This window comes from Streptomyces sp. NPDC104307, from assembly GCF_055584045.1.
This window is the reverse complement of the sequence record NZ_JBVJMU010000005.1, coordinates 284,740-311,370: the sequence shown is the minus strand read 5'-3', so window position 1 is coordinate 311,370 and position 26,631 is coordinate 284,740. Positions and strand designations below refer to the sequence as shown.

Annotated in this window: 21 protein-coding genes; 13 read left to right on the top strand and 8 right to left on the bottom strand. The window is 72.0% G+C overall.

Annotated elements, in window-relative coordinates:
- The first annotated feature begins 7 nt into the window (after window positions 1–7).
- Both ACZ601_RS16575 and ACZ601_RS16570 read left to right on the top strand, forming a co-directional pair.
- A complete protein-coding gene (locus ACZ601_RS16575; RefSeq protein WP_469538185.1) occupies window positions 8–1,768 on the top strand; it encodes an ABC transporter transmembrane domain-containing protein in 1,761 nt (586 codons plus the stop codon).
- Window positions 1,765–3,555, top strand: a complete 1,791-nt coding sequence (locus tag ACZ601_RS16570) for an ABC transporter ATP-binding protein (RefSeq protein WP_469538182.1) — start codon at window positions 1,765–1,767, stop codon at window positions 3,553–3,555. The genes ACZ601_RS16575 and ACZ601_RS16570 overlap by 4 nt, the downstream gene beginning before the upstream one ends.
- A gap of 11 nt (window positions 3,556–3,566) precedes the next feature.
- Here the strand turns inward: ACZ601_RS16570 and ACZ601_RS16565 are convergent, their stop codons facing one another.
- Both ACZ601_RS16565 and ACZ601_RS16560 read right to left on the bottom strand, forming a co-directional pair.
- On the bottom strand, window positions 3,567–4,439 hold the full coding sequence (locus ACZ601_RS16565) for a methylenetetrahydrofolate reductase (protein ID WP_469538179.1): 873 nt from the start codon (window positions 4,437–4,439) through the stop codon (window positions 3,567–3,569).
- Window positions 4,440–4,544: 105 nt separating this feature from the next.
- Complete coding sequence (locus ACZ601_RS16560; protein ID WP_469538172.1) at window positions 4,545–6,134, bottom strand: DHA2 family efflux MFS transporter permease subunit; 1,590 nt, start codon at window positions 6,132–6,134, stop codon at window positions 4,545–4,547.
- A 160-nt stretch (window positions 6,135–6,294) separates the two neighbouring features.
- Here ACZ601_RS16560 and ACZ601_RS16555 point away from each other — a divergent pair, with 160 nt between their 5' ends.
- Entirely contained in the window at window positions 6,295–7,290 is a 996-nt protein-coding gene (locus ACZ601_RS16555; RefSeq protein ID WP_469538170.1) for an Lrp/AsnC family transcriptional regulator, read from the top strand.
- A 41-nt stretch (window positions 7,291–7,331) separates the two neighbouring features.
- On the opposite strand, the gene ACZ601_RS16550 is transcribed toward ACZ601_RS16555, so the two are convergent.
- The gene (locus ACZ601_RS16550) at window positions 7,332–8,123 is read right to left on the bottom strand and encodes a metal-dependent hydrolase (protein WP_440579331.1); all 792 of its coding nucleotides are present in this window, start codon (window positions 8,121–8,123) and stop codon (window positions 7,332–7,334) included.
- Between the two features lie 182 nt (window positions 8,124–8,305).
- Here ACZ601_RS16550 and ACZ601_RS16545 point away from each other — a divergent pair, with 182 nt between their 5' ends.
- Together ACZ601_RS16545 and ACZ601_RS16540 are read left to right on the top strand one after the other, a co-directional pair.
- Window positions 8,306–10,819 (top strand): DEAD/DEAH box helicase, encoded by a 2,514-nt coding sequence (locus ACZ601_RS16545; RefSeq protein WP_469538167.1) that lies wholly within the window; start codon window positions 8,306–8,308, stop codon window positions 10,817–10,819.
- A gap of 46 nt (window positions 10,820–10,865) precedes the next feature.
- A complete protein-coding gene (locus ACZ601_RS16540) occupies window positions 10,866–11,747 on the top strand; it encodes an acyl-CoA thioesterase (protein WP_469538164.1) in 882 nt (293 codons plus the stop codon).
- Between the two features lie 32 nt (window positions 11,748–11,779).
- On the opposite strand, the gene ACZ601_RS16535 is transcribed toward ACZ601_RS16540, so the two are convergent.
- Complete coding sequence (locus tag ACZ601_RS16535) at window positions 11,780–12,010, bottom strand: DUF6011 domain-containing protein (protein ID WP_469538161.1); 231 nt, start codon at window positions 12,008–12,010, stop codon at window positions 11,780–11,782.
- A 206-nt stretch (window positions 12,011–12,216) separates the two neighbouring features.
- Here ACZ601_RS16535 and ACZ601_RS16530 point away from each other — a divergent pair, with 206 nt between their 5' ends.
- The 4 genes from ACZ601_RS16530 (at window position 12,217) to ACZ601_RS16515 (ending at window position 15,774) form a co-directional block, all read left to right on the top strand.
- Window positions 12,217–13,977, top strand: a complete 1,761-nt coding sequence (locus tag ACZ601_RS16530) for a cation:proton antiporter (protein ID WP_469538158.1) — start codon at window positions 12,217–12,219, stop codon at window positions 13,975–13,977.
- 45 nt (window positions 13,978–14,022) lie between these two features.
- Window positions 14,023–14,595 (top strand): helix-turn-helix domain-containing protein, encoded by a 573-nt coding sequence (locus tag ACZ601_RS16525; protein ID WP_469538515.1) that lies wholly within the window; start codon window positions 14,023–14,025, stop codon window positions 14,593–14,595.
- A 13-nt stretch (window positions 14,596–14,608) separates the two neighbouring features.
- On the top strand, window positions 14,609–15,181 hold the full coding sequence (locus ACZ601_RS16520) for a GNAT family N-acetyltransferase (protein WP_469538156.1): 573 nt from the start codon (window positions 14,609–14,611) through the stop codon (window positions 15,179–15,181).
- A gap of 104 nt (window positions 15,182–15,285) precedes the next feature.
- Window positions 15,286–15,774 carry a glutathione peroxidase gene (locus ACZ601_RS16515; protein ID WP_469538153.1) on the top strand — a complete coding sequence of 163 codons (489 nt, stop codon included), beginning with the start codon at window positions 15,286–15,288 and terminating at the stop codon, window positions 15,772–15,774.
- Window positions 15,775–15,854: 80 nt separating this feature from the next.
- On the opposite strand, the gene ACZ601_RS16510 is transcribed toward ACZ601_RS16515, so the two are convergent.
- Both ACZ601_RS16510 and ACZ601_RS16505 read right to left on the bottom strand, forming a co-directional pair.
- Complete coding sequence (locus ACZ601_RS16510; RefSeq protein ID WP_440579341.1) at window positions 15,855–16,253, bottom strand: hypothetical protein; 399 nt, start codon at window positions 16,251–16,253, stop codon at window positions 15,855–15,857.
- Between the two features lie 161 nt (window positions 16,254–16,414).
- A complete protein-coding gene (locus tag ACZ601_RS16505) occupies window positions 16,415–17,644 on the bottom strand; it encodes an acyl-CoA dehydrogenase family protein (RefSeq protein ID WP_440578930.1) in 1,230 nt (409 codons plus the stop codon).
- Between the two features lie 186 nt (window positions 17,645–17,830).
- Between ACZ601_RS16505 and ACZ601_RS16500 the strand changes: the two genes are divergently transcribed.
- Window positions 17,831–18,481 carry a TetR/AcrR family transcriptional regulator gene (locus ACZ601_RS16500; protein ID WP_469538149.1) on the top strand — a complete coding sequence of 217 codons (651 nt, stop codon included), beginning with the start codon at window positions 17,831–17,833 and terminating at the stop codon, window positions 18,479–18,481.
- Window positions 18,482–18,557: 76 nt separating this feature from the next.
- On the opposite strand, the gene ACZ601_RS16495 is transcribed toward ACZ601_RS16500, so the two are convergent.
- Entirely contained in the window at window positions 18,558–20,102 is a 1,545-nt protein-coding gene (locus ACZ601_RS16495) for an MFS transporter (protein ID WP_469538146.1), read from the bottom strand.
- 89 nt (window positions 20,103–20,191) lie between these two features.
- Here ACZ601_RS16495 and ACZ601_RS16490 point away from each other — a divergent pair, with 89 nt between their 5' ends.
- Window positions 20,192–20,605, top strand: a complete 414-nt coding sequence (locus ACZ601_RS16490; RefSeq protein WP_469538143.1) for a winged helix-turn-helix transcriptional regulator — start codon at window positions 20,192–20,194, stop codon at window positions 20,603–20,605.
- 88 nt (window positions 20,606–20,693) lie between these two features.
- On the opposite strand, the gene def is transcribed toward ACZ601_RS16490, so the two are convergent.
- Window positions 20,694–21,248 (bottom strand): peptide deformylase, encoded by a 555-nt coding sequence (def, locus tag ACZ601_RS16485; RefSeq protein ID WP_469538140.1) that lies wholly within the window; start codon window positions 21,246–21,248, stop codon window positions 20,694–20,696.
- A gap of 291 nt (window positions 21,249–21,539) precedes the next feature.
- Between def and ACZ601_RS16480 the strand changes: the two genes are divergently transcribed.
- Both ACZ601_RS16480 and ACZ601_RS16475 read left to right on the top strand, forming a co-directional pair.
- A complete protein-coding gene (locus ACZ601_RS16480; RefSeq protein WP_469538137.1) occupies window positions 21,540–24,071 on the top strand; it encodes a Pls/PosA family non-ribosomal peptide synthetase in 2,532 nt (843 codons plus the stop codon).
- On the top strand, window positions 24,068–26,629 hold the full coding sequence (locus ACZ601_RS16475; RefSeq protein WP_469538134.1) for a non-ribosomal peptide synthetase: 2,562 nt from the start codon (window positions 24,068–24,070) through the stop codon (window positions 26,627–26,629). The genes ACZ601_RS16480 and ACZ601_RS16475 overlap by 4 nt, the downstream gene beginning before the upstream one ends.
- Window positions 26,630–26,631: the final 2 nt, after the last annotated feature.

Here is a 26,631-nt window from a genome sequence, read left to right as displayed (position 1 = left end):
TCGGTACATGGCAGATTCCTATGCGGATCCGGGGACCCCTGACTGTCGCAGCGCCCTGCGCTACTTGTGGTGGCTGGTCACCAGCCAGCGCCTCCGGATCGCGGCCGGTGCGCTGCTCGGCAGTGCCTGGATGGTCTGTCTGACGCTGCCGCCGTACCTGCTGTCGCGCGCCATCGACGACGGACTCGAACCGGGGCGTTGGCCAGCTCTGGCGGGCTGGGTCGCGGCGTTGCTGGGGGTGGGGGTGCTCAACGCGTGGCTGGCGATCATGCGCCACCGCACGATGACCAGGGTGCGCATGGACGCCGCGTTCCGGTCCGTGGCGGTCGTGGTCAGGCAGGCGACCGTACTCGGTGCGGAGCTGCCGCGCCGGGTCACGGGCGGGGAGGTCGTCACGATCGGTTTCCGCGATGTCGCCGTGATGGCCGGAACGCTGACCATCACCGGCCCCGGGGTCGGCGCGGTCCTGGCCTATGTCGTCGTGGCCGTACTCCTGCTGACCGTCTCTCCGCTGCTCGCGGTGGTGGTGCTGCTCGGTGTGCCGCTGCTCGCGGTGCTGGCCGGGCCGCTGCTGTGGCGTCTGCAAGGCGTCGAGGCGGCGTACCGAGAGCAGGAGGGCACTCTCGCCGCCCGTTTCGAGGACATCGTCGGGGGCCTGCGCGTCCTCAACGGCATCGGCGGCAAGGAGGTGTACGGCGAGCGCTACCGGCGGGGTTCGCGGGAGTTGACGGCGGAGGGGTACCGGGTCGGTACGGTGACCAGCTGGATCCAGGCCCTCGGTGTCGGGCTGCCCACCCTGTTCCTCTCCGTCGTGACCTGGCTGGCGGCCCGGATGGCCGCTCAGGGGTCCCTCACCGTGGGCGAGCTGGTCGCGGTGTACGGGTACACGGCGGTGCTGGTGGTGCCCGTCTCGTTCTTCATCGAGGGCGGCTACTCCCTCAGCCGGGGGCTGGTCGCCGCCCGCAGGGTCATCCGGTTCCTGGCTCTGGAGCCCGCTTCCGGGGGCGGGGAGGCCACTTCGGACGGGCCCTCCGGGCCGTCCGCGCTGCGTGATCCGGAATCCGGCGTCGAGGTGGCGCCGGGCGGGCTGACCGCGCTGGTCAGCGCCCGCCCTTCGGACTCGGCGGCGGTGGTCGACCGGCTCGGCCGGTTCGCGGAGTCGGCCGCGACCTGGGGCGGGATACGCCTGGACGAGATCGATCTGACAAGGGTCCGCCGCCGGATCCTTGTCGCGGACAACGAGGCCGATCTGTTCGCCGGACCGCTGCGCGAGGTGATTTCCGGCGCGCTGGAGCGGGACGAGGAGGCCATCGGCCGGTGCGTCCGCGCGGCCATGGCGCAGGACATCGTGCGCGGACTGCCGGACGGGCTCGAATCGCCGGTCGACGCACAGGGCCGCAACCTCTCCGGAGGCCAGCGCCAGCGCGTCCGGCTGGCCCGAGCGCTGCTGGCCGATCCCGAGGTGCTCCTGGCGGTCGAGCCCACCTCTGCGGTCGACGCACACACCGAAGCGGCCGTCGCGGAGCGGCTGCACACCGCGCGGTCCGGCCGCACCACGGTCGTCACCAGCACGTCACCGCTCCTGCTGGACCGGGCGGACACCGTGTACTACCTGGTCGATGGCTCCGTCGCCGCCGTCGGCAGCCATCGCGAACTCCTGGACGGGCAAACCGGATACCGCGGGCTGGTGTCCCGCGGCGCGGACGACGACGCCCCTGGCGGCGCGGCCGGGGATTCCGTCCCGGCGTCCCGCGAGGCCGTGCGATGACCGCGGGCCCGGGGGCGGCGGACCGGACCCTGCCCGTCGCCGGACCGCGCCTGGTCCGCCGGGCCGCGCTCCGGCTGATCCGGCTGGACGGCCGCGCCTTCGCCGCCATGACCGCGCTCAACGCCCTTGCCGCGGCTGCCGGGCTCGTCGGCCCGTGGCTGCTCGGGCGCATCATCGACGAGGTCCGGGCGGGCGGCGGGGTGGCGGAGGTGGACCGCCTCGCGCTCACCATCCTGGTCTTCGCCGTGGCGCAGCTGCTGCTGGTCCGCTACGCCGGTCTCATCGCGCACCGATTCGGTGAACGGACCCTCGCCCGTATCCGGGAGCAGTTCGCCGAGCGGGCGCTCGCGCTGCCCGCCACGGCCGTCGAGCGGGCCGGCACCGGAGACCTGATGACCCGTGGCACCACCGATGTCGCCGCGGTCGGCGCCACCCTCCGGAACTCCGGTCCTGAGGTCCTCGTCGCGGGGGTCCAGGCGCTGTTCGTCCTCGGTGCGGTCTTCGTTCTCGACCCGCTGCTGGGCGCCTGCGGGGTGCTGGGCCTGCTCGGCATCTGGTTCGCCGCGCGCTGGTACCTGCGCCGGGCACTCACCGCGTACCTGGCGGAGGGAGCCGCGAACTCGGAGCTCGCGGAGCAGCTCGCCGCCACCGCCGCGGGGGCTCGCACCGTCGAGGCCCTGGGGCTTCAGCGGCGCCGTATCGCGGCGTGCCGGGAGAGTACCGAGAAGTGCCGGCGCACCCGGACCCGGACGCTGTTCCTGCGCAGCGTGCTCTTCCCGGCCGTGGACATCTCCTACGTCATCCCGGTGGCCGGTGTCCTGCTGATCGGCGGCGTACTGCACGACCACGGGGCGATGAGCCTCGGCGCGGTCGTCGCCTCCGCGCTGTACCTGCGCCAGTTGTCCCAGCCCCTGGACGTCATCCTCCAGCAGATGGAGCAGCTCCAGAGCAGTGGCGCCTCGTTCGCGCGGGTGGAGGGGATCGGCACGGCGGCGCAGTCCCTGTCGGCCGTCCCGCCCGCACCGGCTGCCTCTGCCGCACCGGTCCATGACGTGATCGAGGTGGCCGGGGCGCGCTACGCCTACGACGAAGGGGGCGACGTCCTGCACGGGGTCGACCTGACGGTCAGGGCCGGGGAGCGGCTGGTGATCGTCGGCCCCTCCGGCGCGGGAAAGACCACCCTGGGCAGGCTCCTGGCCGGCATGGACGCACCGCACACCGGCTCGGTGACGGTGGGCCGGGTCCCGGTGGCCGGTCTGGACCCCGACCGGCTGCGCCGGCACGTCGTCCTGGTCACCCAGGAGCACCACGTGTTCCTGGGCACGGTCCGGGAGAACCTGCGGATCGCCTCGGCCGACGCCACCGACGCCGAACTGCGCGCGGCGCTCGCCGCCGTCGGCGCCGAGTGGGCAGAGGAGCTGCCGGACGGCCTGGACACCGATCTGGGCCACGGCGGACACCGGCCGGACGGCGCCAGGGCGCAGCAGCTCGCCCTGGCGCGGGTGGTACTGGCCGACCCGCACACGCTGATCCTCGACGAGGCCACCGCACTGCTGGATCCGAGGACGGCCCGGCACACGGAGCGCGCGCTGGCCGCCGTACTGGAAGGCCGGACGGTCGTGGCCATCGCGCACCGGCTGCAGTCGGCCCACGATGCCGACCGGGTGGCCGTGATGGAGGACGGCCTGATCACCGAGCTCGGCACCCACGACGATCTCGTCGCGGCCGGCGGCGCGTACGCCGCGCTCTGGCGCTCGTGGCACGGCGGGCGGCCGCCCTCGTCCTGAACGGGCGGCGGTCAGCCGCCTCCGCCGGCCCGGAATTCGGTGACCCACCGTGTCGTGGCCCCGATCCCCCCGAAGGTGTAGAAGTGCAGCTTGAGAATGCCGTGGCGGCGGACGTCGTACCCCTCGGCCAGGGCACGGATGAAGCGGTCGGGGCCGGCCGTGCCCATCAGGTTGGTGAGCGAGAATCCGTACTTCTTCGCGATGGACGTGCTCGTGCCGACGCCGAAGCGCGTGGCGTACGTCATCAGCCGCTTGATTCCGGCGGGACCCGGTACCCCGCCACGCACCGGTGCGTCGATGCCCCGTTTCCGTACCGCCTCGACCCAGGCGAGGACCGGGTCCGCGTCGAAGCCGAACTGGGTGATGACATCACCGGAGAGGCCCTGACCGGCGAGGGCGGTGGTCTTGTCCTCGATCGCGGACCAGAGCGCCGGGCCCGCGATGGCCGGGTGCCCCTCCGGGTATCCGCCGATGCCGACGTGCCGTACGCCGTAGGACCGGAGCAGCCCGGACCTGATGAGCGCGAGGGAGTCGTCGTAGGGGCCGTGGGGTTCGGCCGGGTCGCCGCCGATGACCAGGACGTTGTCCCCCGTGCCGTCGGAGCGGAGGGCGGCGAGGAGCTCCTCCAGTTCCGGCCGGGAGCGCAGTCGGCGGGCCGATATGTGGGGAACCGGGGTGCAGCCGAGCCGCCGGACGGTACGGGCCGCGGCCAGCCGGGTGTCCAGGTCCTCCGTGCCGAGGAAGGTGATGTTGATCCGGGTGCCGGCCGGGATGAGGTCGCGGGCCGCTTCGAGCCCGGGGACGTCCTTGCCGGTCATCTCCAGGGAGAAGTCGTCGAGCAGCGGGGCGACGGCAGGGGCGGTGGCCATGGAGAGGGAATCCATCGTGCTCCTCGTTCGTGCGGTTCTCCCCTGCCCCCAAGTGTGCCGGTAACGACTGACACACCGCTGGGAGCCCCCGGTGGTGTGCCAGTCGCGGGCGCCGGTCCGTCAGCCCACCTGGGCCCGCTCGGCGGCGGGCGCGCCGCTGGAGGAGGCCGCGACGGTGGAGGCCCCGCGCGGTCGGCGCAGGAGTACCGCGGAGACCAGGGCGGCGAGCAGGGTGAGGGAGGCGGCGACGATCAGGCAGAGGCGGAGGCCGTCGAGGAAGGCGTCGCCCACGGCGCTCATGGCCGGGCCTGTGGCGGCGCCCAGGTGCATTCCGGCGACCGCGCCGAGTCCGCCCGAGCGGGCGGTCTCCGTGATGCCCTGCCCGACGGCTCCGGTGACCCCGGCGTCCGCGAGGTGTGCGGGGAAGGTGTCGAGGGCGCGGGCGGTGAGGAGGGCGCCCAGGACAGCCGGGCCGAGTGCCCCTCCGACCTGCCGGAAGGCGTTGTTGCCGGCTGCGGCCATGCCTGCCAGGTGGACGGGCACGGAGGCGACGGCGGTGGCGGTCATGGGCGTCAGGACGCCGCCCATGCCCAGGCCGAGCAGCGCCAGCCGCCAGGCGATGGAGGCGAACGAGGTGTCCGCGTCGACGGTGGTCAGCGAGAGCAGTGAGCCGGTGACGACGAGCAGTCCGGCGGTGATCAGGACGCGGGCGGGCACCCGGTGCATCAGCCGGCCGACGGGGGCGCCGGCGACGATGGCGGCGCCGGTGACCATGAGGAGCCGCCAGCCCGCCTGGAGGGTGTCGAGCTGCTGCACCAGGCCGAAGTAGAGGCTCAGGAGGAAGAAGAAGCCGATCAGCGCCAGGAAGGTGATCATCGCGACGAGGGTGGTCGCGGTGAACGCGGCGCTGCGGAACAGCGCCAGGTCCAGCATCGGGCTGTCGCTGCGCCGCTCGGCCAGGACGAAGGCGACGGCGGCGGCCACCGCGACGAGCAGGGCCACCAGGACCCGGGTGTCGGTGAACGATCCGGCGCCGCCCTCGATCACGCCGTACACCAGCGCGGTGATCGCGGACGCGGCGGTGATCTGGCCCGGCCAGTCCAGCCGCCGCCCGTGCGGGGCGCGCGAGTCGGTCAGCAGCCGCGCGGCGACCGCCATCGCGAGGAGCGAGACGGGGATGACCAGGAGGTAGATCCAGCGCCAGGAGGCGTGTTCCAGGACGACCCCGGCGATCAGCGGTCCGACGGCCAGCGCCAGCAGGAGCGAGGTGGCCCAGAGACCGATGAACTTGCCGCGCTCCCGGTGGTCGGGCACCGCGTGGCTGATCAGGGCCAGCGTGGTGGGCAGCAGCGCGGCCGCACCGAGTCCGGCGAGTGCCTGGCCGATCCACAGCAGCTCGATCGACGGGGCGGTCAGGGCGACGGCGGCACCGACGGCGGAGGACGCAAGCCCCGCCTGGAACACCTTCTTGCGCCCGTGGACCTCTCCGAACACTCCGGCGGTCAGGATGAACGCGGCCATGGGCAGGACGAACGCGTCCTGGACCCACGCGAGCTGCGCCGTCGAGGCGCCGAGTGCCGCCTGGATGGCGGGCAGGCTCACGGAGACGGTGGTCACCGGCAAGTAGGCGACGAATACGCCCAGGCAGGCCATGGCGAGCGTGGCCGCCCGCCGGTCGGCCGGCCCGCTCGCCGAGGGTGTGACGTTCACGGATGTGCTCCTTGGCGGCGCTCGGCGCCGCGGTTGATGTTCAGCGGGGCTCGTCCGCCCCGGTCGCCAGCATCGGTGACACCGGCCGGAATCAACGAAGCGGCTGCCCTGATCGAACCGAAACCTCCATGGGCTCGGCGACGCGTGGCACACTTCCACCGTGATAGACGCAGTGGACACGCAGATCCTCCGTACGCTCCAGTGCGCGCCGAGGGCGCCGTTCCGGCTCATCGGTGAGGTGAACGGAGTGTCGGAGCAGACCGCGGCCCGCCGTTACCACGCCCTGCGCCGTAGCGGGGTGCTGCGGGTGGTGGGCCTGGTCGACCCCGCCGTGTACGGGGAGGCGCAGTGGGTCGCGCGCATCCGCTGCCGCCCGGACCGGGTCGGTCCGCTGGCCGACGCCCTCACCCGGCGTCCCGACATCGCCTACGCGAGCATCGCCTCGGGTGGTTCGGAGATCATCTGCGTCATCCGCTCACCGCTGGACGCCCGGCGCGAGGACATGCTGCTCCAGCAGCTGCCCAGGTCAGCCGCCGTGCTCGACGTGAGCATCGATCTGCTCATCCACCCCTTCGAGCCCCCCGGCACGCCCGGATGGACCGGCTACGGCGGCCATCTCACGCCCGAGCAGGAGGAGCGGCTGACCGGCGGCCCGTCCCCCGCTCCGGCCGGCCCTCCCCTCCCCCCGGATGCCGAGGACGCCCCGCTGCTCGCCGCTCTCGCGGAGGACGGCCGTACCTCGCACACGCGGCTCGCCGAGGTCACCGGCTGGTCCAAGGGCCGCGTCGCGCGTCGCCTGGAGTCCCTGGAGTCGTCCGGCGCGCTGTCGTACGACATCGATCTGCTGCCCGAGCGCCTCGGCTATCACCTCAACGCGACTCTGTGGCTGCGCGTCGCCCCATCCCACCTGGAACGCACCGGGCACGAGCTCGCCGGGCACGAGGAGGTCGCCTTCGCCGGTGCCACCAGCGGCGACCACAACGTGATGGCCATCGTCACCTGCCGGGACTCCCAGGACTTCTACCGCTATCTGACCACCCGCCTCGCCGCGGTACCGGGCATCGACGCCTACGGGGTCAGCATCCGGGTCCGCCGCCTCAAGCAGGCCGCCTCACTGATCTCCCACGGCCGCCTGGTGCATCCCGCACCGGGCTAGGACATGTTGAAAGTCCCGCCTGCCGAAACACGCCCCAGGCCTCAGATGACGTTCATCGCGGCCGCGGCGCCCACTCCCCCGAGCACCATGAACACCGGCATCAGCACCTTCAGTTCCACCCAGCTGCCGGCCCGGAACCGCATGGCCTTCGGCGGGCCGATCGGGTACCAGCGCTTGCGGCCCACCGGGATCGGCCAGAGGATCGGGCAGCCGGAGACGGTCAGCGCGTCCCCGATGTCGTGGACGAGAGCGCCCAGCACGATCGGCAGCCCGAGCCAGAGGTACTCCTGGCCGGGGGCGTTGAAGAGCCAGTCCGAACCGTTGCCCGGCTTGTCCAGGACGCCGGCGAGAATCCACGCGCTGGTGGCCCCCAGCAGCCACACCAGGACGTCGCTGGACACCCGGGCGGCCCGCCACAGCAGGCCTTCGACGGCGAGCACCAGGTGGACGAAGAGGATCGCCAGCACCGCCCAGCGGCCGCCGGTGATGGCGGCGGCGGAGGCGCCGGCACCTATCAGGACCGCCCACAGCCAGGTGTGGGTGAGGGTCCGGTGGCCGCCGTTGCGGTTCGAGTCGCCCCGCAACTTCGTCGCCTTGTAGACGGCGTGCGACAGCGTGTCGACGATCTCGCAGAGGCCCCGGGAGATCGGCCCGAAGGCGCGTGAGATGGTCGCGGACTTGTGGTCCAGGTCCGGTGCCAGCGCGGCACCGGCCGTGATCAGCGCGCCGACGACCAGAACGGGCCACGGCATGGTGTGTCCCGCGGCTGCCGCAGCCGCACCCACCCCCAGCCAGGCCGCCGCCCCTGACAGAGAGTGTGCCGGTCCCATCATGTCTGTTGCCGCCCCCATAGGTATTGACCAGTGATGGACAACGCGTGAACGGATGTCGCCCTGTCCGGGCGCGGACCACCGCCGTTGCGCTGTCGTCGAGTTGAGGGGGAAGCGTATCGTCCGTGATCTTCGTGCCGTCGTCCGGTTCCCTCATCCGGGCGGAAGGCAGGCAAGATGGGGGCGTGACCCTAATCGATCAGCTGCCCCCGACCGACGACCCCGACGCCCTCTTCGAGGCATTCTCGTCATGGACCGAGACGCAGGGCATCACCCTCTATCCGGCTCAGGAGGAGGCGCTGATCGAGGTGGTCTCCGGGGCCAACGTGATCCTTTCCACCCCCACCGGCTCCGGCAAGAGCCTGGTCGCGGCCGGAGCGCACTTCGCGGCCCTGGCACAGGACAAGGTCACCTTCTACACCGCGCCGATCAAGGCGCTGGTCTCGGAGAAGTTCTTCGACCTGTGCAAGCTCTTCGGTACCGAGAACGTCGGCATGCTCACCGGAGACGCCTCGGTCAACGCCGACGCCCCGGTGATCTGCTGCACGGCCGAGGTGCTGGCCGCCATCGCCCTGCGGGACGGGAAGTACGCGGACATCGGCCAGGTCGTGATGGACGAGTTCCACTTCTACGCGGAGCAGGACCGCGGCTGGGCCTGGCAGATCCCGATCCTGGAGCTGCCGCAGGCCCAGTTCGTCCTGATGTCTGCCACCCTCGGTGACGTCAGGATGTTCGAGGAGGACCTGACCCGCCGCACCGGCCGGCCCACCTCCGTGGTGCGGTCCGCGACGCGTCCGGTCCCGCTCAGTTACGAGTACCGGCTGACGCCGATCACCGAGACGATCACCGAACTGCTGGACACCCGGCAGTCTCCGGTCTACATCGTGCACTTCACCCAGGCGTCGGCCGTCGAGCGGGCGCAGTCGCTGATGAGCATCAACATGTGCACCAAGGAGGAGAAGGAGAAGATCGCCGATCTCATCGGCAACTTCCGCTTCACCACCAAGTTCGGCCAGAACCTCTCCCGTTATGTGCGGCACGGCATCGGGGTGCATCACGCGGGCATGCTGCCGAAGTACCGCCGGCTCGTGGAGAAGCTCGCGCAGGCGGGTCTGCTCAAGGTCATCTGCGGCACGGACACGCTGGGCGTCGGCGTCAACGTCCCCATCCGCACCGTGCTGTTCACCGCGCTCACCAAGTACGACGGCACCCGGGTGCGTACGCTGCGCGCCCGTGAGTTCCACCAGATCGCCGGCCGGGCCGGGCGGGCGGGCTTCGACACGGCGGGCTTCGTCGTCGCGCAGGCCCCCGAGCACGTCGTCGAGAACGAGAAGCTGGTCAAGAAGGCCGGCGACGACCCGAAGAAGAAGCGCAAGGTCGTCCGCAAGAAGGCCCCCGAGGGCTTCGTGGCCTGGTCGGAGACGACGTTCGACAAGCTGATCCAGTCCGACCCGGAGCCACTGACCTCCCGTTTCCGGGTCACGCACACCATGCTGCTGTCCGTCATCGCGCGTCCCGGCAACGCCTTCGAGGCGATGCGGCACCTGCTGGAGGACAACCACGAACCGCGCAAGGCGCAGCTGCGCCACATCCGCCAGGCGATCGCCATCTACCGCTCGCTGCTGGACGGCGGCGTGGTGGAGCGGCTCGACACCCCGGACGCGGAGGGCCGCATCGTGCGGCTCACCGTCGATCTCCAGCAGAACTTCGCGCTGAACCAGCCGCTGTCCACGTTCGCGCTCGCCGCGTTCGAGCTGCTGGACGCCGGCTCCCCCTCGTACGCGCTGGACATGGTCTCGGTGGTCGAGTCGACGCTCGACGACCCGCGTCAGATCCTCGCCGCCCAGCAGAACAAGGCGCGCGGCGAGGCGATCGGCCAGATGAAGGCCGATGGCATCGAGTACGAGGAGCGGATGGAGCTCCTCCAGGACGTCACGTACCCGAAGCCGCTGAGCGAGCTGCTGTGGCACGCGTACGACGTCTACCGGCAGAGCCACCCGTGGGTCGGCGACCACCCGGTGTCGCCCAAGACGGTGGTCCGTGACATGTACGAACGCGCCATGACGTTCACGGAGTTCACCTCGAACTACGAGCTGGCCCGGACCGAGGGCATCGTGCTGCGGTATCTCGCGGGCGCGTACAAGGCGCTGGAGCACACCATTCCGGACGACCTCAAGTCCGAGGACCTGGAGGACCTGATCGCCTGGCTCGGTGAGATGGTGCGTCAGGTGGACTCCAGTCTGCTCGACGAGTGGGAGCAGCTCGCCAACCCCGAGGTGGAGACGGCCGAGCAGGCGCAGGAGCGGGCCGACGAGGTCAAGCCGGTCACGGCGAACGCCCGCGCCTTCCGGGTGCTGGTGCGCAACGCGATGTTCCGCCGGGTCGAGCTGGCCGCGCTGGACCGGGTCCGCGATCTCGGTGAGCTGGACGGCGACGCGGGCTGGGACGAGGACGCGTGGGGCGAGGCGATGGACGCGTACTGGGACGAGCACGAGGAGCTGGGCACCGGTCCCGACGCCCGCGGCCCGAAGCTGCTGAAGATCGACGAGGACGCCGAGCACGGTCTGTGGCGGGTCCGGCAGACGTTCGCGGACCCGAGCGGCGACCACGACTGGGGCATCAGCGCCGAGGTCGATCTCGCCGCGTCCGACGAGGAGGGCCGGGCGGTGCTCCGGGTCACCTCCGTGGGCCAGTTGTGAGCGCGCCCGTACCGCGGGCGGCGTCGCGAGAGTGGAGACGAACAGCATGACGAACCCCGCAGAGCGCCTGGTCGACCTGCTCGACCTGGAGCGGATCGAGGTCAACATCTTCCGCGGCCGCAGCCCGCACGAGTCCCTCCAGCGGGTCTTCGGCGGACAGGTCGCCGGGCAGGCCCTGGTGGCGGCCGGCCGCACCACCGACGGGGACCGGCCGGTCCATTCGCTGCACGCCTACTTCCTGCGGCCCGGCCGTCCGGGGGTGCCGATCGTCTACCAGGTCGAGCGGGTCAGGGACGGGCGGTCCTTCACCACCCGCCGGGTGACGGCGGTGCAGCAGGGGCGCGTCATCTTCGATCTGACCGCGTCCTTCCACCGTCCGGAGGAGGCGGGCATCGCGCACCAGCTGCCCCCGGCGCGCGTGGTCCCGGATCCGGAGGAGCTGCCGACGGTCGCGGAGGAGGTGCGTGATCACCTCGGCGCGCTTCCCGAGGCCCTGGAGCGGATGGCGCGGCGCCAGCCGTTCGACATCCGCTACGTCGACCGGCTGCGCTGGACCCGGGACGAGATCACGGACGCGGACCCGCGCAGCGCGGTCTGGATGCGTGCGGTCGGGCCGCTCGGCGACGACCCGCTCGTGCACACCTGTGCGCTGACGTACGCGAGCGACATGACGCTGCTGGACGCGGTACGGATCCCGGTGGAGCCGCTGTGGGGGCCGCGCGGCTTCGATATGGCGAGCCTGGACCACGCCATGTGGTTCCACCGTCCGTTCCGGGCCGACGAGTGGTTCCTGTACGACCAGGAGTCACCCGTGGCGACGGGCGGGCGGGGTCTGGCGCGCGGCCGGATCTACGACCGCGAGGGGAATCTGCTGGTGTCCGTGGTGCAGGAGGGGCTGTTCCGGCGGCTGGGCGAGCAGCCCTCCTGACGGCCGGGGTGCCGGGCCCGCCCGGCGCGGGCTCAGGTGCCGGGCAGCGGGTCCTGTTCGACCTCGTGCCGGCGGGTGCGGATGTCCGGCGGCGCCGGGTGCAGTTTGGCGTCGCAGGCGGGGCCGAGTCCGGTGCGGCGCGAGGCCGTGCCGGTGAGCGGGCGTCCGCACAGCCGACAGCGCACGGTGCGGCGGACCGCCGCCTCTCCGGCTTCGGGCAGCGGTTCGGTACCTGATCCGGGGAAGGGTTCGGGAGACTCCACCCGTCGATCCTCTCAAGCCCCCGGACCACTCCGCGACTTCCCGCCCCCGCACACCGTTAGCCCGTCCGGCGGACAGCGGGGGACTCGGCCGGGCCACGGCGCGAGCCCTTCCCCCGCTGTCGTTCGCCGCCACGGAGGGTGGTCGCGCGCGGTGATCCACGGGGCGGAAGCGCCGGCCCGGCGCTCTCACCGCAGGAGGCGCGGTCATGACGGACGATCAGGTGTTCCTCGGCCTGGGACTGATTGTGGTGCTGGCGGTCGGCTCGCAGCTGCTGGCCGGCCGGCTGCGGGTGCCGGCGCTGCTCGTCCTGCTGCCGGTCGGTTTCACCGCCGGCGCGCTGACGGACGACATCGATCCCGAGCGGCTGCTGGGCACCGCCTTCTCACCGCTGGTGTCGCTGGCCGTGGCGGTGATCCTCTACGACGCCGGGCTCGGGCTGGATGTCAGCAGGCTCAAGGGCCACAACCGCCGGGTCGTGGTCCGGCTCCTGTGGATCGGGACGGTGCTCACCGTGGTGTCGGCCGCGCTGTTCGCCGTGCCGGTACTCGACATGTCGATGTCCGGGTCCGTGATGCTCGCGTCGATCCTGGTCGTCTCCGGCCCGACCGTCGTCGGGCCGCTGCTCAACTTCGTCAGGCCGAGTGAGCGGTTGCAACGGGTGCTGATCTGGGAGGGGTCCCTGATCGATCCGGTCGGCGGGATCCTGGGGGCGCTGGTCTTCCACGGGGTGCTCGCGGGCGACCGGCCCGGGTTCGGCCGTCAGCTGGGGCAGTTCGCGGCCAGCGCGGGGGTGGGCGTGGCCGGCGGTGCGGTCGGTGCGGGTCTGCTGTGGCTGCTGCTGAGCCGGGTGCGGCTGAGCGAGGAGCTGGGTACGTCGGTGCAGTTCGCCGCGGTGATCGGCGTGGCGGCGGCGTGCGACGCGCTGCGCGACGACACGGGGCTGATCTCCGCCGTCGTCATGGGGATGGCCGTCGCCAACCTGCCGGGCCCGGACATCCCGGTGCGGCGGCCCTTCTTCGACACCCTGGTCTCGCTCACCATCGGTCTGCTCTTCATCTCCATCTCGGCCACGGTCACGCCCGCCTCGCTGCGGCACGTGGTGCTGCCGTCGCTGGCGCTGGTCGCGCTGCTCGTCCTGGTGACCAGACCCCTGGTGGCCCACCTCGCGACGCTCGGGACCGATGTGGGGCGCGGGGAGCGGTGGTTCATCGGCTGGATGGCCCCCCGGGGCATCGTCGCGGCGGCCACCGCCTCCACGTTCTCCGCGACCCTGGCCGACAAGGGCGTCGGCGGCGCGGAACGCATCCTCCCGGCCACCTTCGTGGTGATCGTCGCCACGGTCACGCTCTACGGCCTGACGGCGTTCCCGGTGGCCCGGAGGCTGCGGGTGCTGCGCCCGGCGAGGTCCAGGCCGCTGCTGGTGGGCGGCGCCCCGTGGACGGTCGACCTGGCGTGCGCGCTGCGCTCCGCGGGGCCGGACGTACTGATGTGGGCGGGCGCCGCCCCCGAGCGGGCGCGGATCGAGGAGGCGGGGCTGAAGCTCGCCCCCGGTGAACTGCTCGCCTCCGCCACCGGCGCCGGGGCGGAGCTTGAGGGGATCAGCGGGGTGCTGCTGCTGACCGGTGAGGACGACTTCAACGCACTCGCGTCGATGACGCTCCGGGACACCTTCGAGGGCCCGGTCCACCGGCTGCGGCCGCCGTCGGCGAGCCAAGGAGTGGTGGCCCCGTACACGGGTGGTGAGCCGTTGTTCGGTCCCGGGCTCACCGGTCCCGAACTGACCCGCAGGTACGAGGCCGGGGCGCGGGTGGTCAACCGGCCCTTCGACGGTGAGGTCCCGGCCGGGAACGAGCTGCTGTTCGTGGTGAGCGCGACCGGCCGGCTCACGCCGGTGACCGGTACCGGCACGGCCGCGCCGGTACCGGGCGACACCCTCGTCCTGCTGAGCCCACCGTCGCGGCCCTGAACCGGGTCGTCCCCAAACAGAGATATGATCTCTGGTGTGAGAGAGATGGAGAGCGTCGAGCCGGGCACCGTCGATGCCCGGCTCGCGGCACGGCTGGCCGAACTGCGTGCAGAGGCCGGCTGGTCGCTGGAGGAGCTGGCGCATCGCACGGGGGTGAGCCGTTCGACGCTCTCGCGGCTGGAACGCGGTGAGCTGAGCCCGACCGCGGCCCTGCTCGGGCGGCTGTGCACGGTCCACGGGCGGACCATGTCGCGGCTGCTCCTCGAAGTGGAGGCGGAGCCGCCGCAGCTGGTGCCCGCCGAACGCCAGCCGGTCTGGCACGACGAGGAGTCCGGCTTCGTCCGCCGCTCCGTCTCGCCCCCGCACCCGGGGCTGCGCGCGGAGGTCGTCGAGGGGGTGCTCGGCGCGGGCGCCTCGATCGCGTACGAGAACCCGCCCGTCCCCGGCCTCGAACAGCACATCTGGGTCCTGGAGGGGACGGTCGAGATCACCGTGGACGGCACCGTGCACACCCTCCGCACCGGCGACTGCCTGCGCTTCCGGCTGCGTGGGCCCTCGCGTTTCCACTGTCCGGGCCCGGCCGGGGTCCGTTACGCACTGATGATCGTTCTGCCCTGAAAGGACCTGCCGCATGACCGAGATCGTCCAGGTGTCCGGACCCGAACTGGTCACGTACGCCGATGAGCTGGCCGCACTCCTGGTGGAGATCGTGGACGGCGGGGCCTCCGTCGGATTCCTCGCACCACTGGACCGGGACGCGTCGGCCTGCTGGTGGCGGGAGCAGGCCGCGTCCGTCTCCGCCGGGCGCCTCCAGGTCTGGATCGCCCGGGACGGTGAGCGGGTCGCCGGGACGATCGGCCTGGTCCGGGCGCCGCTGCCCAACGCCCGCCATCGCGCCGAGGTCACCAAGCTGATGGTGCGTCCGTCGGCGCAGGGCCGGGGTCTGGGCCGGCGGCTGCTGGACGCGGTCGAGGAGACGGCGGCCCGGGACGGAGTCACGCTGCTCGTCCTGGACACCGAGAGCGACAGTGCCGCCGAGCGGCTCTACCGGTCTGCGGGCTGGACGGCGTGCGGCTCGGTCCCCGGCTACGCCGCCGATCCGGCGGGGGCCCTCAGGGCGACCACCTACTACTACAAGGAGGCCGGACCGGGACCGGCCCCGGGCGGCGAGCCCGTCGAGGTCCTCGCAGACGACGCCACCTGATCCGGACGGCCGTGCGACCGGAATCGTCCCGATGAACCCGTGGGCATAAGTGGGGCCCCGCGGGCGTAAGAATGGCAGTGAAAGCCATTTACTAGGAGATCCTCATGACGCTCTACGACATCCCCCTCCACACGCTGACCGGTGAGCCGACCACCCTGGGCGCCTACCGGGGCCAGGCCGTCCTGCTGGTGAACGTCGCCTCCAAGTGCGGGCTGACCCCGCAGTACGCCGGTCTGGAGCGGCTCCAGAAGACTTACGGGGACCGGGGGTTCACCGTGCTCGGCGTGCCGTGCAACCAGTTCGCCGGCCAGGAGCCCGGAAGCTCGGAGGAGATCCAGGCGTTCTGCTCGGCGACGTACGGGGTGACCTTCCCGCTGCTGGCCAAGACGGACGTCAACGGCGCGGGCCGGCACCCGCTCTACACGGAACTGACGAAGCTCGCGGACGCCGACGGCGAAGCCGGTGACGTGAAGTGGAACTTCGAGAAGTTCCTGCTCTCCCCTGCGGGCGAGCCGGTCGCCCGGCTCCGTCCCGCCACCGAGCCCGAGGCCCCGGAGCTCGTCGCGGCCATCGAGGCCCAGCTTCCCGCCTGAAGCGATGCCGCCGGGTGGCCCGCGGCCGGACCGCCGCCCGCCGCCCGGTGGCAGTCGGGCCTGCCACTCGGGCCTGCCGCTCAGGCGTGGCTGAGCAGGAGCGAGCCCTTGGGGTAGGTCACGCCGGCGTTCACATTCGCCACCTGGATGCTCACGGGCGTGCCTTCCTTGATGTTGCCGCTCTTCCACGGGCTGCAGTACGGGGAGTTGTGACCGCGGGTGCTCACGACCCGGTCCCAGGTCCCGTCGCGGCCGATGTCGAGCTTCACCTCGATGCCCCAGCCGTCCGCACTGGTGTCGCAGGCGCGGATCGAGTCACCGGGGATGCTGCCGTAGGGGTCGGGGTTCCACTCGCCGTACCCGCCGAAGGTCGCCTCGATCGACTTCGGCGCGGCCTCGGCCGTGCCCTGTGCGGCGACGACGAGGCCGAACGCCGCCACGGCGGCGGCCAGGACCCGCCTCCCGGTGAACCTCAGCATGGTGCGTTCCCCTCCATCGGCCAGTCACGATCTTCACGGGGAATCTACAGGTGCATGGCAGGTGCACACCATCCGCCCGTGACAAAGGACCGGCCCCCGTCTCCCGCCGGTGCGGCGGGAGACGGGGGCCGGTGCGTGCGCGCGGGCGGCCCGGCCGGGTGTCAGCGGATGGGCATCCCGGACAGCGTGCGGGCGATCACCAGGCGCTGGATCTCGCTGGTGCCCTCGAAGATCGTGTAGATCGCGGCGTCCCGGTGCATCCGCTCCACCGGGTACTCACGCGTGAAGCCGTTGCCGCCGAGGATCTGGACCGCCTGCGCGGTGACCTCCTTGGCCGTCTCACTCGCGTACAGCTTGGACATGGAGCCCTCTGCGGACTCGAACGGCTTGCCGGCGGCCGCCATCCAGGACGCGCGCCAGACCAGCAGCCGGGCCGCGTCGATCCGGGTGCGCATGTCGGCGAGCTGGAAGGCGATGCCCTGGTTGTCGATGATCGGACGGCCGAACTGGGTGCGGGTCTTCGCGTAGTCGAGCGCGACCTCGTACGCGGCACGGGCGGTGCCGACCGCCATCGCGCCGACGGCCGGGCGGGACGCCTCGAACGTGGCCATCGCCGCGTTCTTCACCCGCTCGCCGCCACCGGAGGCGGCGCGCTCCCGGGCCCGCGCGAGGCGCTGGTCGAGCTTCTCCTTGCCCCCGAGCAGGCAGTGGCCCGGGACGCGCACGTCCTCCAGGACGACCTCCGCGGTGTGCGAGGCGCGGATGCCGTGCTTCTTGAACTTCTGCCCCTGGGAGAGCCCGGGGGTGTCCGGCGGCACGATGAAGGAGGCGTGCCCCTTGGAGCCGAGCCCGGAGTCGACGACCGCGACCACGACGTGGACGTTGGCGATGCCGCCGTTGGTCGCCCAGGTCTTGGTGCCGTTGAGCACCCACTCGTCCTTGGCCTGGTCGTACACCGCGCGGGTGCGCATCGAGGCGACGTCGGAGCCGGCGTCGGGCTCGGAGGAGCAGAAGGCGGCGACCTTCACATCGTTCGCGTCGCCGTACATCTGCGGGATCCAGGTGCCGATCTGCTCCTCGGTGCCGTTGGCGAGGACGCCGACGGCCGCCAGGCCCGTACCGACGATCGACAGGGCGATGCCCGCGTCACCCCAGAACAGCTCCTCCATCGCCATCGGGATGCCGAGGCCGGTCGGGTCGAAGAACTGCTGGGCGTAGAAGTCCAGGGAGTAGATGCCGACCTTGGCCGCCTCCTGAATGACGGGCCAGGGCGTTTCCTCACGCTCGTCCCACTCCGAAGCGGCCGGACGGATCACATCCGCGGCGAAGCCGTGCAGCCAGTCACGGACCTGCTTCTGGTCGTCGTTGAGTTCGAGCGTGAACTCGGCCATTTTCCCCTCCACGTACTGCTGTCAAAATACTGCTGCCGAAAACCGTTAGTTACTTGCGGTAACAACAGTCTGTTACCGGCAAGTAGCCTCTGTCAACCGCCCAACCGCAGATCCGCGCACCGCTGGACAGGGTGTTACGTTGCGCAGGCAGGACGGACAGGCACGGCCAGGGGTGGGAGAAACAGCATGGAGACCGCACGACAGGCGGAGCGGCAACGGTCCGCGGCAGAACGCCGCCGCCGGGAGCTGCTCGAAGCCGCCGACCGCGTGGTGCTCAGGGACGGACCCGGGGCCTCGATGAACGCCATCGCGGCGGAGGCCGGGATCACCAAGCCCATCCTCTACCGGCACTTCGGCGACAAGGGCGGCCTCTACCGCGCCCTCGCGAAACGGCACACCGACGCGCTCCTCAGCGCGCTGCGGGCTGCCCTCGACGCCCCCGCCGACCGCCGCGCCCGGGTCGAGGCGACGCTCGACACCTATCTCGCCGCCATCGAGGCCCGTCCGCAGGTCTACCGGTTCCTGATGCATCCCGCCGACGACGCGGCACCCCCGTCCGAGCAGGGCTTCGACGTGGGGCGCCACTCGGCCCCGCTGCTGCGGCGCCTCGGCGAGGAGCTCGCCACAGTCATCGCCGAGCGGGTGGACCTCGGGGCCGACAGCCAGGTCATGGCCCGGATCTGGGGTCACGGCATCGTGGGCATGATGCACGCGGCGGGCGACTGGTGGCTGGGCGAACGCCCCTGCTCGCGGGCCCAGTTGGTGAGCAGCCTGGCCGATCTGCTGTGGGGCAGGCTGGCCGCGGCGGGCGACCGCCCCGGCGGCCCCGGGTTCTGAGAGGGCGGTTCGCCCCGACGGGAGCCCGATTTCGGACAGAGCCACTCGCCCGGCAGTCTCCGATGCCGTCGACGGGTCACCGGTCGTCGGGACGGGGCCGCAGCAGTGCCGCGGCGAGGGCCGCCGTCAGGACCAGGCCCGCCGCGGTGCACAGGGCGACCGCGGTGAAGCCCTGGTCGTACGCGGCCCTGGCGGCGGCGAGCACCTGCCCGGCGGCCGGCGGGTCCAGCGTGTCAGCGGTCGCCTCGGCGGCGGAGAACGACTCCTTCGCCGCCTCCCTGGCGGAGGCCGCCACCCCCGGGGTGTCGTGGAACCCGACGCGGTAGGCCACGGTGAGCACCGTGCCCAGGACCGCGACGCCGAGCCCCGCACCGAGCTCGAAGGAGGTCTCCTGGATGGCCGCGGCCTCGCCGGAGCGGTCCGGATCGGCCGCGGCCATGATGGCATCGGCACCCAGCGTCATCACGATGCCCGCCCCGTACCCGGCCACCAGGAGCGGGCCGACCAGCACGGGGTAGGCGCCCGTGTCGCCCAGCAGGGCCATCAGCGCCATGGCGGCCGCGAAGCCGCCGAGGGCACTCGTCAGCGCCCACCGGTTGCCAAGGCGGGCCGATACCCGGGGTGCCGTCGTCGCACCGGCCGCGTTGGCGGCCGCCAGCGGCATCAGGGCCAGGCCCGCCCGCACCGGAGAGAAGCCTCCGGCCTGCTGGAACCACTGGGTCAGGAAGAAGAGCAGCGCTACATAGCTGCCGAAGCAACCGATGACGCACAGCGTCGCGGTGCGGAAGACGCGGTCGGAGAAGAGCGAGAAGTCCAGCAGCGGTTCGGTGAGCCGGTGTTGGCGGCGCACGAACAGGTACAGCAGTACCGCTCCTCCCGCCGCGGTCAGCAGGATCACCGGGCTGACGCCGACTTCTTCACCGGCCCGCTTCAGCGCGTACACGAGTCCGGCCAGAGCTGTGACGGACAACGCCACGCTGGGCAGGTCCCATCGCCGGGGCCGGGGGTTGCGCGACTCGGGGATGGTGCGGGCGCCGACCACGAAGACGGCCATGGCGACGGGGACGTTGATCAGGAAGGCGGCGCCCCAGCCCCAGCGTTCGGTCACCAACCCGCCCACGAGCGGTCCGATGGCCGCGCCGACACTGTGGGCGGCCGTCCAGATGCCGATGGCCACCGCCCGCTCCCGGCTGTCCGTGAACACCACCCGGATGATCGCGACGGTCGATGCCATGATCATGGCCGCGCCGACACCCAGGACCACGCGGGAGGCGATCAGCTGCGGGGTCGAGGAGGAGAGACCGGCGGCGGCGGAGGCGAGTCCGAACAGGGCGAAGCCGCTGAGGACCATCCGCTTGCGTCCGATCCGGTCCCCGAGCGTGCCGCAGGTCACCAGCAGCGCGGCGAGGGTGAGCGAGTAGACGTCGACGATCCACAGCAGCCCGGCGCTGCTGGGCCGCAACTCCAGGCTCAGACCGGGAACAGCGGCGTGAAGCACCGTCAGGTCGATTCCGCACAGCAGAAGGCCGGCGGAGAGCACGGCGAGCACGAGCCACCGACGCTTCGCCGGCAGCTCCGCCGGGAGGGGAGAAGGGGGTATCGACGCCGTGCTGTGAGCCATGGCAGCACTATCGTGCTCCGGGTATCAGCAGGACAAGTACGGTCATTTATGTGCCATAGTGCCAATCTGTATACCCATGGGGGTTGTTGATGCGGAGCACGACGGAACCGACGCCGGAATTCTGCGCGATCGAAGCGGCTATGGAGGTGCTCGGCGGTCGCTGGAAGCTGGTCATCCTCAAACAACTCCTCGGTGGCACACGACGCTTCAGCGAGCTCAAGCGCGGGACGCCGCAGATCACCGCGCGGATGCTCACCCGGCAGCTGCGGGCGATGGAGGAGGACGGGCTCGTGGACCGCATGGTTTACCGCGAGGTGCCACCACGGGTCGAGTACACGTTGACCGCAACCGGCCGTAGCCTCGATGCGATAGCGGGTCTGCTCGACGACTGGGGCCGCTGGTATCTGAGCACCCGGGACAGCCCGTCGGACGGCCCGCCCCAGGTGCCTGGACGGGCGGACGGCGACCCGGTCGAGGAGGCCGCCGGCCAGGCCGTGCCGTGATCATGAAACCGTCGCCGCCCTCCTCCTCCGCGGCGTAGCGCCGTACGTAGTCGCGGAACTGCCGCACGCCGCGGACGCCGCTGCCCGGTCAGCCGGACTGCCCCCAGGGCGCCCGGCGGGCCGCGCGCAGGGCCCGCGCCCGCCGCAGCCCGGTCAGCCGGTCGGTGTAGACGGCGCCGTCCAGGTGGTCGCACTCGTGCTGGAGGCAGCGGGCGAAGAAGCCGGTGCCGCTGACCCGCACCGGCTCGCCCTCGACCGTGACCCCCTCGACCACCGCGTGGTCGAAGCGGGGCGTACCGGCCTCGATGCCCGGCAGCGAGAGGCAGCCCTCCGGGCCCCGCACGGTGATGCCGTCGGCCTCGACGAGGGTGGGGTTGACCAGGTGCCCCAGGTGCCGGACGTCCTCGTCGTCGGGGCAGTCGTACACGAACACCCGTAGCGCCACGCCGACCTGGTTGGCCGCGAGTCCGACGCCGTTCGCCGCGTACATCGTGGCGTACATGTCCTCGACCAGGTGGGCGAGCGAGGGCCCGAAGTCCGTGACGGGCTCGCAGGCGCCGTGCAGCACGGGGTCACCGAGCAGGCTCATGGCCCGGACGCGTCCGGAACTGCCGGGGATCGGGCGGTTTCGCATGGCGGCCATCGTACGGTCCGGCGCGGCGACGGACGCACGGCAGCCGCCCGGCTCGGAGACGACGGCACATACGCACCCGTGGGATAAATGTCGAGATTTATTCTCTATGCGGCAATCCGCCCCTCCGTCGGCCCCGAATTCCTCATAGAGCCACCGAGACAGAGCCGCACAGGCAGAGAGCCGGACAGGCAGGGCCGCCGAGCATCGCTCGCATCGGGCCCACCGGTCGGCCGGAGCAGCCCGCCGAGGGCCGCGTCGCCGTGCGTCACCGGTGACCCCATGGACATCCAGGGAGCCCTCATGACAGGAAAGCGAGTCGCCACACTGCCGCCGGATCCACGCGAGGCCGCGGCCCGCGGCAGTGCCGCTGCCGTACCGCGCGACGCCGAGGCGGCGTTCCGGGAGGTTCTCGCGGATGTCATGCACCTCGACCGGGTGGCGGCGGACAGCCACTTCTTCGACGACCTGGGCGCGGACTCCCTGGTGATGGCCCACTTCTGCGCCCGGGTGAGAAAGCGCGCGGAGCTGCCGCCGGTCTCGATGCGGGACGTCTACGCGCACCCCACGGCCGGTGAACTGGCGACCGCGCTGGCGACGACCGCCGCACCCGCCTCCCCCGCCGTGGGCACCCTCCCCGCTCCCCCGCCGACGGCGGCCACGGGCCGGGCCGGGTACCTCCTGTGCGGGGCGCTCCAGCTCGTGGCCTTCGTCGCCTATTCGTGCGTCATCGCGTTCATCACCGTCCGGGGGTACGAGTGGATATCCGCCGGGTCCGGCCTGCTCTCCGGGTACCTCCGCTCCGTCGCGTTCGGCGCCGGGGCCCTGCTGGGGCTCTCGGCTCTGCCGATCGCCGCGAAATGGGTTCTCGTCGGACGCTGGAAGCCCCGGGAGATCCGTATCTGGAGCCTCGCGTACGTCCGGTTCTGGATCGTCAGAACGCTCGTCCGCGCCGACCCGCTGGTCCTGTTCGCCGGATCGCCGCTGTACACGCTCTACCTCAAGGCGCTGGGCGCGAGGATCGGGAAGGGCGCGGTGATCTTCTCCCGCAACGTGCCCCTCTGCACCGACCTGCTCACCGTCGGGGACTCCTCCGTCATCCGCAAGGACTCGTTCTTCCCCTGCTACCGGGCCCATGACGGCCTGATCCAGACCGGCACCGTGACCCTCGGCAAGGACGTCCTCGTCGCCGAGGCCTCGGTGCTCGACATCGGGACGTCCATGGGCGACGGCGCCCGGCTGGCCCACGCCTCCGCCCTGCACCGCGGCCAGCGCGTACCCGCCGGCGAGCACTGGCACGGTTCACCCGCGCAGCACGCCGGGGCGGAGTACCAGGTGGTGGAACCGGCGGCCTGCGGCACCCTGCGCAGGGCGGTCCACGGCGCCACCCAGCTGCTGAGCGCGCTCCTGGTGTACCTGCCGCTGGCCGTCGGCGGTATCGGGATGCTGCTCGCCGTGGCCCCGCAGCTCTCCTCGGTACTGGACCCGGGGCCCACGGTCCTCACGACCTGGGCCTTCTACCGGGACACACTGGCGGCCTCGTTCGTCCTGCTCTTCGTGATCGTGCCGCTCGCCTTCCTGCTGCTCGCCACCGTCCCCCGGCTGCTGAGCCGCACCATCGTGCCGGACAAGGTCTATCCCCTCTACGGCTTCCATTACGGGGTGCACCGCGCGATCATGCTGCTGACCAACCGGCGCTTCCTCACCCGCCTGTTCGGTGACAGCTCCGGCATCGTCCCCTACCTCCGTCTGCTCGGGTACGACCTCTCCCGCGTGGAGCAGACGGGGTCGAACTTCGGTACCGAGGTCAAGCACGAGACGCCGTACCTGAGCGCGGTCGGAACGGGAACGATGGTGGCCGACGGGCTGTCGGTCAACAACGCCGAGTTCTCCAGCACCTCGTTCCGCGTCTCCCGGACGGCCATCGGGGCACACAGCTTCCTGGGCAACAGGATCGCCTACCCGGCGCGGAGCAGGGCCGGGGACAACTGCCTGCTGGCGACCAAGGTCATGGTCCCGGTCGACGGCAGGACCCGCGAGGGCGTCGGCCTGCTCGGCTCGCCCTGTTTCGAGATCCCCCGCTCGGTCCAGCGCGACAGCGGCTTCGACCGGATGAAGAGCGGCGAGACGCTGCGCAGCGGCCTGGCGGCCAAGAACAGGCACAACGCCGCCTCGATGGGGCTGTATCTGATGGCGCGGTGGTGCTACGCCTTCGTGGTCGCCCTGGTGATGTCGGGGGCGGCGGAGCTGTACACCTCGGTGGGGGCCGCGGCCGTGGCGCTGGGCAACGTGCTCCTCGTCGTGGTCAGCGCCGGGTACTTCGTCCTGGTCGAACGCCTCGTCACGGCGTTCCACCCGCCGGGCCCGCTGTTCTGCTCGATCTACGACCGCCGCTTCTGGCGGCGCGAACGCTTCTGGAAGGTGCCGTCGGAGACGTATCTCCGGGTCTTCGACGGGACGCCCTTCAAGAGTCTGGTCTGGCGGTCGCTGGGGGTCCGGATCGGGCGCGAGGTCTTCGACGACGGCTGCTATCTGACGGAACGCACGATGGTCACCATCGGGGACCGCTCCACGCTCAACGCCGGCAGCGTCGTCCAGTGCCATTCGCAGGAGGACGGCGCCTTCAAGTCGGCCCGCACCACGATCGGATCGCACTGCACCCTCGGGGTCGGGGCCTTCGTGCACTACGGCGTGACGATCGACGACGGCGCCGCTCTCGCTCCGGACTCCTTCCTGATGAAGGGCGAGTCGGTCCCGCGCGACGCGCTGTGGGGCGGCAACCCCGCACACCAGATCCGGGCGGGCGGCGCCCGGAGCGAGGAGGCGGCACGATGAACACGCCCGCGCGGACCGGAACCGAGTACTGGCGCGATGTGCTGACCGCCGGCGGGCCCACCGCCGTCCCGAGGTGGACCCGCCGCCCGGCGCCGGGCACCGCCATGGTCGAGACGGCCGTCCCGGGCGCACTGGCCGCGGAGTTGCGGGTGCTGGCCCGCTCGATGGACATCTCACCCACCGCGCCGCTGCTGGCCGGCCACGCCAGGGTCCTCGCCGCGCTGTGCGGCGAACCCGGTGTCACGACGGGGTACGTCCCCGCCGCGGGCGCCGGGCCGTTGCTCTGCCGGCTCACGACCGGCGCCAGGTCGTGGCGGGACCTCCTGCTGCACGCGGACCGCGCCGAGGCGGAACTGCTGGCCCACCGGGGATACCCGGTCGAGGACCTCAGGCGGCGGCTGCGCCTCCCCGCCACCGCGCCGGAGGCGGTGTTCGACCCGACCGGCCGGGCCGGCCCCGTACCGGGTGCCGTCATCGGCGTCGGGTTCACCCACCGCGACGGGCACGACGTGCTGCGGCTGCGCTACCGGACCGACGCGCTCGACGCGGAGGCCGCGGCCAGGATCGCCGGCTATCACCTCAACGCGCTGCGGCTGATCGCCGCAGATCCCGATGCGGCGCACGGACGGCAGAGCCTGCTGTCACCCGGCGAACTGCGCCTTCAGCTCGACGGACTCGCCGGGCCGCACCGGGAGCTGCCCGGCCTCCGCTTCCACCAGCTCTTCGAACAGCGGGTACGCGCGCGCCCCGACAGCGTCGCGGCGGTCCACGGCGACCGGCGGTGGACGTACCGCGACCTCGACACCCGCGCCAACCGGCTGGCGAACGCCCTGCTGGACGCGGGACTGACGAGGCAAGGGGTCGTCGCCCTGGTGACCGAACGGAGTCTGGAATGGATGGCGGCCGTACTCGCGATCCTCAAGTCCGGCGGCGTCTACCTCCCCGTCGATCCGCACTTCCCGGCCGGGCGCATCGCCACCATGCTCACCCGCGCCGACTGCGGACTGGTGCTCACCGAACCGGGCAGCACCGCGACGCTCGACCGCGCGCTGGAATCCCTGCCGGGCACCCGGAAGCTGCTCATCGGCCCGCTCTGCGAACCGCGTCCCGAGGACACCGGTTCCGGGACGCCCGCCGTTCCCGGCCCCGGCGTCCCGGTCGGCGCCGACGATCTGGCCTACGTCTTCTTCACCTCCGGCTCCACCGGCGAGCCGAAGGGCGCGATGGTGGAGCACGGCGGCCTGCTCAACCATCTCCTCGCGAAGATCGACGACCTCGGGATCGGAGAGGCGGACGTGGTCGCCCAGACCGCCCCCCAGTGCTTCGACATCTCGCTGTGGCAGCTGCTCTGCCCCCTGCTCACCGGCGGAACCACCCTGCTGGTCGGCCAGGAGGCCGTTCTGGACGTGCGGCGCTTCCTCGACACGCTGGCCGAGGGCCGGGCAGGCGTGGTCCAGGTCGTGCCGTCCTATCTCGACGCCGTCCTGGCCTTCCTGGAGCGGCACCCGCGCGAACTGCCGGACCTGCGCTGCGTCTCGGTCACCGGAGAGGCGCTCAAGAAGGATCTGGTCCGGCGCTGGTTCGACGCCCGGCCCGGGGTCCGGCTCGTCAACGCCTACGGGCTGACCGAGACCTCGGACGACACCAGTCACGCGGTCATGCACCGGGTGCCGGACACCGATGCGGTGCCGATCGGGCGACCGGTCCGCAACGTGCGCATGTACCTCCTCGACGAGCACAGGTGCCCGGTGCCGCTGGGCGCCCCCGGCGCGATCGCCTTCTCCGGGATCTGCGTGGGCCGCGGGTACATCAACGACCCCGAGCGGACCGGGGCCGCCTTCCTGCCGGACCCGTACCGGCCCGGGGAGCGGCTGCACCTGAGCGGGGACTACGGCCGCTGGCTCCCGGACGGGCAGCTGGAGTTCCTCGGCCGCCGCGACAGCCAGGTGAAGATCCGCGGCTTCCGCATCGAGACCGGCGAGATCGAGAACGCCCTGCTGGCGGTCCCGGGGGTGCGCGACGGCGCGGTGGTCGTCACCGGAGGGGCGGCCGGCCGGTCGAAGCGCCTGGTCGCCTTCTGCAGTGGCGCACAGCCGTTGCCGGCCGCCTTCGTGAGCGAGCACCTCGCCGAATCCCTGCCCACGTACATGGTTCCCGCCGCCGTCCACTGGCAGGACGCCCTGCCGCTGACCGCCAACGGGAAGACCGACCGAGCGGAACTGACCCGCCTCGCGGGAAAGCTCGGAGAACCCGGAGAACTCGGAGAACTCGGAGAACTCGGAGAACTCGGAGAACTCGGGGCGCCCGGCGGCCACCGGAGCGCCGCCCTCCCCCGCACCCGTACGGAGCGGCGGCTGGCGGCCGCCTGGGCCCAGGCGCTCGGGGTCCCGCCGGACGGGGTGGGGCGGCGGGACAACTTCTTCGACCGGGGCGGCACCTCGCTGGCAGCGGTCGGCGTCGTGATCTCCCTGGACCGTGAGGTCTCGCTCAAGGACCTCGTCCGCAACCCCGTACTGACCGATCTGGCCGCGCTCGTGGACGAGCGCGCTGCCCGGTGAAC

Excerpts from the sequence above, each read along its gene's own strand:
- ACZ601_RS16575 (WP_469538185.1), top strand. The coding sequence starts at position 8 with ATGGCAGATTCCTATGCGGATCCGGGGACCCCTGACTGTCGCAGCGCC.
- ACZ601_RS16570 (WP_469538182.1), top strand. The coding sequence starts at position 1,765 with ATGACCGCGGGCCCGGGGGCGGCGGACCGGACCCTGCCCGTCGCCGGA.
- ACZ601_RS16565 (WP_469538179.1), bottom strand. The coding sequence starts at position 4,439 with ATGGATTCCCTCTCCATGGCCACCGCCCCTGCCGTCGCCCCGCTGCTC.
- ACZ601_RS16550 (WP_440579331.1), bottom strand. The coding sequence starts at position 8,123 with ATGATGGGACCGGCACACTCTCTGTCAGGGGCGGCGGCCTGGCTGGGG.
- ACZ601_RS16540 (WP_469538164.1), top strand. The coding sequence starts at position 10,866 with ATGACGAACCCCGCAGAGCGCCTGGTCGACCTGCTCGACCTGGAGCGG.
- ACZ601_RS16530 (WP_469538158.1), top strand. The coding sequence starts at position 12,217 with ATGACGGACGATCAGGTGTTCCTCGGCCTGGGACTGATTGTGGTGCTG.
- ACZ601_RS16525 (WP_469538515.1), top strand. The coding sequence starts at position 14,023 with ATGGAGAGCGTCGAGCCGGGCACCGTCGATGCCCGGCTCGCGGCACGG.
- ACZ601_RS16520 (WP_469538156.1), top strand. The coding sequence starts at position 14,609 with ATGACCGAGATCGTCCAGGTGTCCGGACCCGAACTGGTCACGTACGCC.
- ACZ601_RS16515 (WP_469538153.1), top strand. The coding sequence starts at position 15,286 with ATGACGCTCTACGACATCCCCCTCCACACGCTGACCGGTGAGCCGACC.
- ACZ601_RS16510 (WP_440579341.1), bottom strand. The coding sequence starts at position 16,253 with ATGCTGAGGTTCACCGGGAGGCGGGTCCTGGCCGCCGCCGTGGCGGCG.
- ACZ601_RS16505 (WP_440578930.1), bottom strand. The coding sequence starts at position 17,644 with ATGGCCGAGTTCACGCTCGAACTCAACGACGACCAGAAGCAGGTCCGT.
- ACZ601_RS16500 (WP_469538149.1), top strand. The coding sequence starts at position 17,831 with ATGGAGACCGCACGACAGGCGGAGCGGCAACGGTCCGCGGCAGAACGC.
- ACZ601_RS16495 (WP_469538146.1), bottom strand. The coding sequence starts at position 20,102 with ATGGCTCACAGCACGGCGTCGATACCCCCTTCTCCCCTCCCGGCGGAG.
- ACZ601_RS16490 (WP_469538143.1), top strand. The coding sequence starts at position 20,192 with ATGCGGAGCACGACGGAACCGACGCCGGAATTCTGCGCGATCGAAGCG.
- def (WP_469538140.1), bottom strand. The coding sequence starts at position 21,248 with ATGGCCGCCATGCGAAACCGCCCGATCCCCGGCAGTTCCGGACGCGTC.
- ACZ601_RS16480 (WP_469538137.1), top strand. The coding sequence starts at position 21,540 with ATGACAGGAAAGCGAGTCGCCACACTGCCGCCGGATCCACGCGAGGCC.
- ACZ601_RS16475 (WP_469538134.1), top strand. The coding sequence starts at position 24,068 with ATGAACACGCCCGCGCGGACCGGAACCGAGTACTGGCGCGATGTGCTG.